This is a genomic window from Nocardiopsis lucentensis DSM 44048, assembly GCF_000341125.1.
GTDB lineage: Bacteria > Actinomycetota > Actinomycetes > Streptosporangiales > Streptosporangiaceae > Nocardiopsis > Nocardiopsis lucentensis.
Window position 1 is genome coordinate 1 of the sequence record NZ_ANBC01000143.1, and the last position, 9,436, is coordinate 9,436.

General features: G+C 71.8%; 7 protein-coding genes. All 7 read left to right on the plus strand.

The genetic code is table 11. The features are described 5' to 3' along the window. Positions 1 to 1,118, plus strand: a 1,118-nt coding sequence (pabB, locus tag D471_RS33065) for an aminodeoxychorismate synthase component I (protein ID WP_017597612.1), incomplete at its 5' end; no start/stop codon positions are given. Positions 1,119 to 1,158: 40 nt separating this feature from the next. Next, on the plus strand, positions 1,159 to 2,616 hold the full coding sequence (locus D471_RS0104980; protein WP_017597613.1) for an AMP-binding protein: 1,458 nt from the start codon (positions 1,159 to 1,161) through the stop codon (positions 2,614 to 2,616). A 55-nt stretch (positions 2,617 to 2,671) separates the two neighbouring features. Next, a complete protein-coding gene (locus D471_RS0104985; protein ID WP_017597614.1) occupies positions 2,672 to 4,270 on the plus strand; it encodes a class I adenylate-forming enzyme family protein in 1,599 nt (532 codons plus the stop codon). Between the two features lie 75 nt (positions 4,271 to 4,345). Next, positions 4,346 to 5,575: an FAD-dependent monooxygenase gene (locus D471_RS0104990; RefSeq protein WP_017597615.1), complete on the plus strand. Its 1,230-nt coding sequence runs from the start codon at positions 4,346 to 4,348 to the stop codon at positions 5,573 to 5,575. A 2-nt stretch (positions 5,576 to 5,577) separates the two neighbouring features. Beyond that, a complete protein-coding gene (locus tag D471_RS0104995) occupies positions 5,578 to 6,381 on the plus strand; it encodes an aminotransferase class IV (protein ID WP_017597616.1) in 804 nt (267 codons plus the stop codon). A gap of 341 nt (positions 6,382 to 6,722) precedes the next feature. Further along, entirely contained in the window at positions 6,723 to 8,120 is a 1,398-nt protein-coding gene (locus D471_RS0105000) for an MFS transporter (RefSeq protein ID WP_017597617.1), read from the plus strand. Further along, on the plus strand, positions 8,117 to 9,436 hold a 1,320-nt coding region (locus tag D471_RS33070; RefSeq protein ID WP_040688396.1), incomplete at its 3' end, for a molybdopterin oxidoreductase family protein. The genes D471_RS0105000 and D471_RS33070, both read left to right, overlap by 4 nt.

The window sequence follows — 9,436 nt, forward strand, 5'->3', positions numbered from 1 at the left end:
ACCTCGGCTACGAGCTCAAGGCCGACTGCGGGGCGGTCAACCGGCACCGCGCACCCACCCCCGACTCCTGGTGGGTCTTCGCCGACCGTTTCGTGGCGGTCGACCACCTACGGGACACGACCTACCTGGTGGCGATGAGCGACGGCTCCGCCGAGCGCGTCGGCCAGGCCACGGCGTGGCTGGAGGCCACCGCCGCCGAGATCCAGACACTGGTCGGCGCCGCACCCGAGCCCTCCGACACCGGCGCCGACCGCGCGGCCGCCCTGTCCCCGGCGGAGATCGAGTCCCACCTGACCGTCGGCCGGCAGGACTACGAGGCCGCCGTCGCGGCCTGCCAGAGCAAACTCCACGAGGGTGAGAGCTACGAGATCTGCCTGACCACCTCGGCCTGGCTGCCCGCGGTCGAGGACGGCTACCGTTTCTACACCCGGCTCCGCACGGCCAACCCGGCCCCCTACGGCGCCTACCTGCGCATGGGCCAGGACATGGAGATGGCGGGCTCCTCACCGGAGCGCTTCTTGACCGTCTCCCGGGACGGCGAGGTGGAGAGCAAGCCGATCAAGGGCACCGTCCCCCGCGGCGCCACCCCGGAGGAGGACGTCCGCCTGCGCGACTCGCTGGCCGCCAGCGCCAAGACCCGCGCCGAGAACCTCATGATCGTCGACCTGCTCCGCAACGACCTGGGCCGGGTGTGCGAGGTGGGCAGCGTCTACGTCCCCCGGCTCATGGCCGCCGAGTCCTACGCCACGGTCCACCAGCTGGTGTCCACGATCCGCGGACGGCTGCGCCCGGACGCCGACGCCATCGACTGCGTCCGCGCCTGTTTCCCCGGCGGATCGATGACCGGCGCACCCAAGCTGCGGACCATGGAGATCATCGACGAACTGGAGACCGAGGCCCGCGGTGTCTACTCGGGCTCGGTGGGGTTCCTCTCCTGCAACGGAGCCGCCGACCTCAACATCGTCATCCGCACCGCGGTGCGGATCGGCGACCGGTGGCGGGTCGGCGCGGGCGGGGCCATCGTCCTGGACTCCGACCCCGCCGACGAGTACGACGAGATGCTGCTCAAGGCGTCCGCTCCGCTGCGCGCCTACCGGGCCGTCGAGGTGGTGCGGTGATGCGCGGCCCCCACTCCGTCACCCCGAAGGGAGGGGACCGGTGAACATCGCCACCGAACTGCGGGAACTCGCCCAGGCACGCTGGCCGCACCGTCCGGCCTTCCACGAGGGGGAGCGGACCTGGACCCACGCCCAGGTGCACGACCTGGCGGCCCGCGCCGCCACCGTCCTGGCCGACCGGGGTGTGCGCCCGGGCACCCGGGTCCTGGTCGCGGTCCCGGACGGGATCGCCTGGGTGACGGCGTTCCTGGCCACCGCCCGGCTGGGCGCCACAGCGGTGCTGACCAACCCCGCGCTGCCCGTCGCCGACCACGACTTCATCGTCGCCGACGCCGGTGTCTCCCACGTCGTGGCGGGGGAGGAGACCGCCGACCGGTTCGCGGGACTGGAAACCCTGCGTGACGTCGAACTGGTCGCGGCGGCGCGGCACGCCCCGGAGGGCCGGGCCCAACCGGTGGACGCCGACACCCCGCTGTACGTCCAGTACACCTCCGGCACCACCGGACGGCCCAAGGGCGTGGTGCACCGCCACACCGACCCGTCCTTCTACCACGCCGCGTTCGGGCGCGCCCGACTGCGTCTGGGGCCCGAGGACGTGACCCTGTCGGTGTCCAAGCTCTTCTTCGCCTACGGGTTCGGCAACGCGCTGGTGTTCCCCCTGTTCTCCGGCGGGTCGGCGGTCCTGACCCCCGAGCGTCCAGGCCCCGGCAGGGTGGCCGAACTGGTACGCCGCCACGGCGTCACCGCCGTCTACGGCGTCCCCTCCTCCTACGCCCGACTGGTCGGCGACACGGACCCGACCGACTTCGCGAGCCTGCGAGTGGCCGTCTCCGCGGGGGNCGCCTTCGCGGAACGCTTCACCGGCTTCCTCGGCGTCCCCGTCCTGGACCAGCTCGGCTCCACCGAGGCCGGACACGCCATGTGCGCCAACGGCGTCGACGACAACGTCGCGGGCACCATCGGCACACCGGTGCCGGGGTTCGCGCTGCAGGTGCGCGACAAGCACGGCGACGAGGTCGCCGTCGGCGAGGAGGGCGAGCTGTGGGCCCGCGGGCCCAGCGTGATGCCCGGATACCTCGGCCTGCCCGAGGAAACCGAACGGACCCTGGTCGACGGCTGGCTGGCCACCCGCGACCGGGCCGTGCGCAACCCGGACGGCACCTACACGCACCTGGGGCGCGCCGACGACCTGGAGATGGTCGGCGGAATCACCATGTCGCCGCTGGAGGTCGAGCAGGTCCTGGGCGAACACCCCGGTGTGCGCGACGTGGCGGTCGCCTCCATCCCCGACGAACGCGGCGCCAGCCGACTGCGCGCCTTCGTCGTCGCCACCACCACGGCGCCCGACTCCCAGACCCTCACCACCGAGCTGCTCTCCCTGGCCGGCTCCCGTCTGGCCGCCTTCAAAGTCCCGCGCACCGTCGAACTGGTCGACGTGCTCCCGCGCACCGCCACCGGGAAGATCCAGCGTTTCCGGGTCCGCCAGGGCACCTGGTGACCCGCCCCGACGGTGACGCCCCCACCCACCCCCACATCACCCCACAAGGACGGACATGCTCAACCGGCTCCTGCCCGAACGTGCCTTCTACCTCGGCCAGCTGTTCGAGAACGCCGCGGCCAGGTTCGGCTCCACCCCGGTCACCCTCGACCAGCCGCTGGCCACCTTCCCCGAGCGCGGACGCGACCTGACCTACGCGGCCCTGGCCGACGTCGTCGACGACCTCGCCGCCCGACTGTGGGCGGCCGGCGTGCGCCCGGCCGAGCGGATCGCCGTCCACAAGGGCGCCAACTTCGACATCGCGCTGATCGCCTGCGCCGCCGCCAGGATCGGCGCCGTGCCCGTCACCCTCTCACCCGCGCTCAGCGGCCAGATCATCGACGAACTCCTGCGGAGGCTGGACCAGCCCTGGCTGGTCACCGACGCCGACAAGATCGACGGGGACCTGGCCGACCTGAACCTGGAGGCGCTGACCCGCCGGGTCCTGGTGGCCGGAACCCGCGAGCACCCCACGGGTCTGTTGCTGGCGGGCCTGGACGACGCCCCCCGCCGGGACCCGGTGCGGATGCACCCCAGCCAGCCCGCGCTGATCACCCACACCTCCGGCACCACGGGCGTGTCCAAGCTGATGGTCCACACCGCGCAGACCATCTTCCACCGCCTGCTGCCCCAGCAGATCATCGCCTGGCCCGTCCGGCGGCGCGAACGGGTCGCGCTGTGCATGTCCTTCGTGCACTCCCGGTTCTTCCACTCCCTGGGGGTGTTCCTCAACTACGGGAACCCGTTGGACGTCCTGGTCGACCCCGACCCCGACGTCATCGGCCCCATCTTCACCCGCACCCGCCCCGGGCTGGTGGAGACCCACCCCAACAACTTCATCCAGTGGGAGGAGCTGGCCGACGCCCCGGGCGCCCCGCTGGCCAGCGTCCGCTACTACAGCACGACCTTCGACGCCATCCACCCGCGGACCATCCAGCGGCTGCTGGGAGCCTCCCGGCGCCGCAACCCGCTGATGGTGCAGCTGTACGGGCAGAGCGAGACCGGACCGATCTCGGGCTGGTGGTACACGCCCAACAGCGCGCGGGAGACCGACGGGCGGTGCGTGGGCTTCCCCCTGCCGGGCTTCATCAAGGTCAGGGCCGTCGGCGAGGACGGCGCGCCGGTACGCCGGGGCGAGGCCGGGCACCTGGAGGTGCGCAGCCGCGGCCGGGTCCTGACCTACCTGGGCGAGGACGGCCGCTACCGCTCCCAGCTGAACGGATCATGGTGGCGCCTGGGGGACATGGGCTACCTCAACCGTCTGGGGATGCTCTTCCTCATCGACCGCGACATCGACCAGATCGACAGCATCGACAGCAACCTCGAACTGGAGGACGTGCTGATGTCGAGCCTCGACGAGCTGCTGGAGGTGGTGATCGTCAAGGGCCCCGACGGCACCCCCGTCCCCATCGTCTGCACCCGCAAGGACGCACCCCTGGACCAGGACCGCTGGCGGAAGGCGGTCCAGGACATGCCGCCCATGTCCGACCCGCTGCACGTCCCCTTCGCCGACCTGCCCCGCACCTCGACGTGGAAGGTTCAGCGCGTCCAGCTCACCCGCATGCTCGAAGAGGGTTCGCTGCGCACCGTGGACTCCCGGACCGCCGCCCGATGACCCGCCCCGGGCCGGAGCGGGACCCGCTCGCGGCCCCTTTCGTCCACCGCGACCAGTTGCTGAGGAAGGGCACAGATGAGTAGTAGGCCAGACAGGGACGATCACCGTCCGGTCCTGGTCGTCGGAGCCGGTCCCGTCGGCCTGACGGCGGCACTGGCCCTGCGCGGCGCCGGGCTCCCGGTCACCGTGTTGGAGGCCCAGGCCGCCGACCGGGTGCGTCCCGGAAGCAGGGCACTGTTCCTGCACAGGGAGTCCCTGGAGCTGTTGGAGAACATCCGCCCGGGACTGCGGGACACCCTCACCAGCCACGGAATCGTCTGGACCACCAAACGCACCCTGTACCGGGGCCGCGAGGTCTTCCGCCGCTCCTACCCGCCGGCCACCGGACAAGGGGCACACCCCTTCACCAGCCTCCGGCAGGTGGAGACGGAACGGCATCTGATGCGCGAGTGCGTCCAGGCGGGGGTCGACTTCGCCTGGGAGTCCGAAGTCAGCGAGGTCGACGCCACCGGTGAGCGGGTACTGCTGCGCACCACGTCGGGACACGAGTGGACCGCGCGGTACGTGATCGCGGCGGACGGGGCACGGTCGGGGGTGCGCAAGGCCTTGGGCATCCGTTTGGAGGGAGAACGCTCCGAGTCCTTCCACGTGGTGGTGGACGTCCGCGACGACGGGAACGACGCCCTCCCCCTGGAACGGGTCTTCCACTACGAACACCCCGCCCTGGGCGGACGCAGTCTGATGCGGGTCCCCTTCGCGGGAGGATTCCAGCTGGACCTGCAGTGCAAGGACGGCGACGACCCCGACGCCTACGCCACGGAGGAGGCCGCCCGCCGCTGGACGGCGCGGGTCGTCCCCGAACGCTACGCCGACCGGTTGCTGTGGGTCTCGCGCTACCGGTTCCTCCAGGTGGTCGCCGAGGCCTTCACCGACCCGCGGCGCCGGGTGCTCCTGGTCGGTGAATCCTGCCACCTGTTCCCTCCGTTCGGGGCACGCGGCCTCAACAGCGGGATCGCGGACGCGGTCGAGGCGGCCTCGGCCATCGCCCAGGCGCTGGGCGACCCGGCCACGCGCGAGCCGGCCGTGGACCGCTTCGCCCGACTGCGCCGCGAAGCGGCGCTGTTCAACAGCCGGGCAGCCGGAACCGCCCTGGCACACCTGCGGCCGAGCAGCCGGATCGTCCGGCTGCGGCAGGCGGCCGCCGCGCGGCTGTCCCCCCTCGTCCCGGCGTGCGGGGCCTGGTTGGAGAACTCCCCCTACGGGCCCCGCACCGGCGCGCTCACCAACACCAGCGGGCGGTACTGACCATGACGCAGGCCACCCACACCCGCCTGTACTGGAACCCCGACATCGGGCTGCGTCCGGGGGACACACCCCGGACCGGACTCCTGGCCGCCGACTCCTGGCTGGTGACCGACGGCGCGGCTCGGGCCGTGGAACGCCACCGGGACCGGTTCGCGCGCGCCTGCGTCGCCGCGGGCGTGTCCCGGCTGACCACCGAGTGCTTCTGGGAGGAGGCCCTGGCCGCGATCCCCCCGCACGGCGACTGGTTCCCCCGCGCCGAGCTGCGCACCGACGGGCGGCTCGCCTTCCTGCTGCGAGCCGCCCCGCCACGCGGCACCGGCCTGCGCGTCCTGGTCTGGCCCGGACCCGACCCACGGACCCGGCCCCGGGTCAAGGGGCCGGACCTGGAGCGGCTGGCCGGCGTCCGACAGGGCGCGGTGCGCGCCGGAGCCGACGAGGCCCTGCTGTGCACCGGCTCCGACCTGCTCGTGGAGTCGACCACCAGCGCCCTGCTGTGGTGGGAGGGCGACACCCTGTGCCTGCCCTCCCAACGACTACGGGTCCTGCCCAGTGTCACCGCCGCGCTCTTGGTGGAGCGGGCGCGCGAACTGGGCATCCGGGTCCGCCAGCGGCACGCCCGCCCACAAACCCTCGACGAACGTGAAACCTGGCTGGTCAACGCCTTGCACGGCATCCGCACCGTCACGGAGTGGACAGGCTCCTCCCTCCGGCCCGGCGCCGCCGAGCGCGCACCGGCCTGGCGCGCCCACCTCGAATCCCTCCGGCTGCCCCTGACCGGCCGGTCAGGGCCCCACGCCCCCCGGTGACGCGTTCGCGCGCGTTCGCCACGCACACATCGACTCGGAGGTCCACTGTGAACCAGACGGATGCGACGACCAGCCCACGCCCCACCGCCGCGATCACGGGGGCCGGCCCACGGGACCAGTCGGTCCGCCAGGGGCTGAGAACCACCCCCACCACGAAAAGTGGCCGACACCACACAGCCGCGACACGCACCCCGAACCACCTGCGAGAACGTGGTTCTCACCGAGGTCACAGCCCTGGGGTGAGCCGACTGTTTCCCGCGTGTTACGACGCGACACCTCCAGGCAACGCACACTTCCTACCTTCGGTTTTGTCATCATCCGTCGAGTAGGAAGGCCTGGTCGTGGCCCCCGAGACCAGCTCATCAAGCCAGCGGACCGGACGGTCCTGGATCACCCACTGGGCGCCCGAGGACCCCACCTTCTGGCGGGAGACCGGCCGACCCATCGCCAAGCGCAACCTGTGGGCGTCGATCCTGTCCGAGCACATCGGATTCTCCGTCTGGAGTATCTGGTCCGTGCTCGCCCTGTTCATGACCCCCGCCGCCGGGTTCGACTGGGCACCCGAACAGAAGTTCCTGCTCGTCTCGCTCGTCGCCCTGGTCGGCGCGATCCTGCGCGTGCCCTACACCCTGGCCGTGCCGATCTTCGGCGGCCGCAACTGGACGATCATCTCCGCGTCCCTGCTGCTCATCCCCACGGTGTTGGCGTTCTACCTCATCCAGAACCCCGACACCCCCTACTGGCTGTTCCTGGTCCTGGGCGCCACCGCGGGCGTGGGCGGAGGAAACTTCTCCTCCTCCATGGCCAACATCAACTTCTACTTCCCCGAGAAGGAGAAGGGCTGGGCGCTCGGCCTGAACGCGGGCGGCGGCAACATCGGCGTGGCCACCGTCCAGCTCGTCGGCCTGGCCGTCATCGCCCTGTTCACCGCCTCCTCCGGGCACCTGGTCCCGCTGTTCTACGCCCCGTTCATCCTGCTGGCCATCTGGGTCGCCCTCCGCAGCATGAACAACCTCACCAGCGCCCGCACCGACGTGTCCGCCCAGATCGCCGCCACCCGTGACCGGCACTTCTGGATCATGTCCTTCCTCTACATCGGCACGTTCGGCTCCTTCATCGGCTTCGGGTTCGCCTTCGGCCTGCTGCTGCAGAACCAGTTCGGCCTCGAACCCCTCCAGGCGGCCTCCGTCACCTTCCTCGGCCCCACCATCGGCTCCCTCATCCGACCCGTCGGCGGAAAGATGGCCGACCGCCTCGGCGGCGCCCGCGTCACCTTCTGGAACTTCATCGCCATGGTGATCGCCACCGGCCTGGCCGTCGCCTCCATCCAGATCGACAACCTGATCCTGTTCATCGGCGTCTTCGCCGTCGTGTTCGTCCTCACCGGCATCGGCAACGGCTCGGTCTACAAGATGATCCCGTCCCTCTACGCCGCCAAGGCCCAGAGCGCCATCTCCGCGGGCACCCCCGCCGAGGAGGCCCACTCCTACAACAAGCGCATCGCCAGCTCCATGCTCGGCCTCATCGGCGCCATGGGCGCCTTCGGCGGCGTCGCCATCAACCTCGTCTTCCGCGAGTCCTTCCGCGCCACCGAGTCGGCGGCCCCCGGGCTCGTCGCCTTCCTGGTCTTCTACGCTGTGTGCGCCGTGGTCACCTACACCGTCTACATGCGCACACCCACCCTCGCCGCCCCCGCCCAGACCCAGGCCACCGGCACCACGGAGACCGTCGCACGATGACCCCAGGCCAGAGCACCACGACCCACTGCCCCTACTGCGCGCTCCAGTGCGCCATGCACCTGGACACCGGACCGGACGGGCGCCTGACCGCCCGCCCGGCGGCCTTCCCCACCAACCGGGGCGGGCTGTGCCGCAAGGGCTGGACCTCCACCGAGGTCCTCACCGTCCCCGACCGCCTCACCCGACCCCTGATCCGCAAGGACCGGGACTCCGAACTCACCGAGGTGGACTGGGACACGGCGCTGGACCACGTCGCCGCACGCCTGAACGCGCTGCGCGCCGAGTCCGGCCCCGACGCGGTCGCGGTGTTCGGCAGCGGTGGACTGACCAACGAGAAGTCCTACACCCTGGGCAAGTTCGCCCGACTGGCGCTGGGCACCTCACAGATCGACTACAACGGCCGGTTCTGCATGTCCTCGGCCGCGGCCGCCGGCAACAAGGCCTTCGGCCTGGACCGGGGCATGCCCTTCCCCCTCACCGACGTGGCCGAGGCCGAAGTCGTCCTCCTGGCCGGCGCCAACCCCGCCGAGACCATGCCACCGATGATGGGGCACCTGTCCGCGCCCACACTCATCGTGATCGACCCACGCCAGTCGGGCACCGCCCAAGCGGCCCTCGACAACGGGGGAGTGCACCTGGCCCCCCGCCCCGGGACCGACCTGGCCCTGGCCCTGGGCCTGCTGCACGCCGTCCACGTCCAGGGCTGGACCGACACCGACTACCTCGCCGCCCGCACCCACGGCTTCGACCAGGCCTGGCAACACGCCGCCGCCTGGTGGCCCGAACGCACCGAACAGGTCACCGGCGTCCCGGCCACCCAACTGCGCCGAGCCGCCGACCTGCTCGGCCGGGCCGCCCGCAACCAGTCGGCCTACGTGCTGACCGGCCGCGGCACCGAACAGCACGCCAAGGGCACCGACACCGTCTCGGCCTGGATCAACCTCTCCCTCGCCCTGGGCCTGCCCGGCCGCCACGGGTCCGGATACGGATGCATCACCGGCCAGGGCAACGGACAGGGCGGCCGCGAACACGGCCAAAAGGCCGACCAGCTGCCCGGCTACCGCAGAATCGACGACCCCGCCGCCCGCGACCACGTCGCCTCCGTGTGGGGAGTGGACCCCGACACCCTGCCCGGCCCCGGTCGCAGCGCCTTCGAACTCCTCGACGCCCTGGGCACCGACGGCGGACCGCGCGCCATGCTCCTGTTCGGGTCCAACCCCGTCGTCTCCGCCCCCGACGCCGACCGCGTCCGTGACCGCCTGGCCTCCCTCGACCTGCTCGTGGCTGCCGACTTCGTCCTGTCCGACACCGCCGCC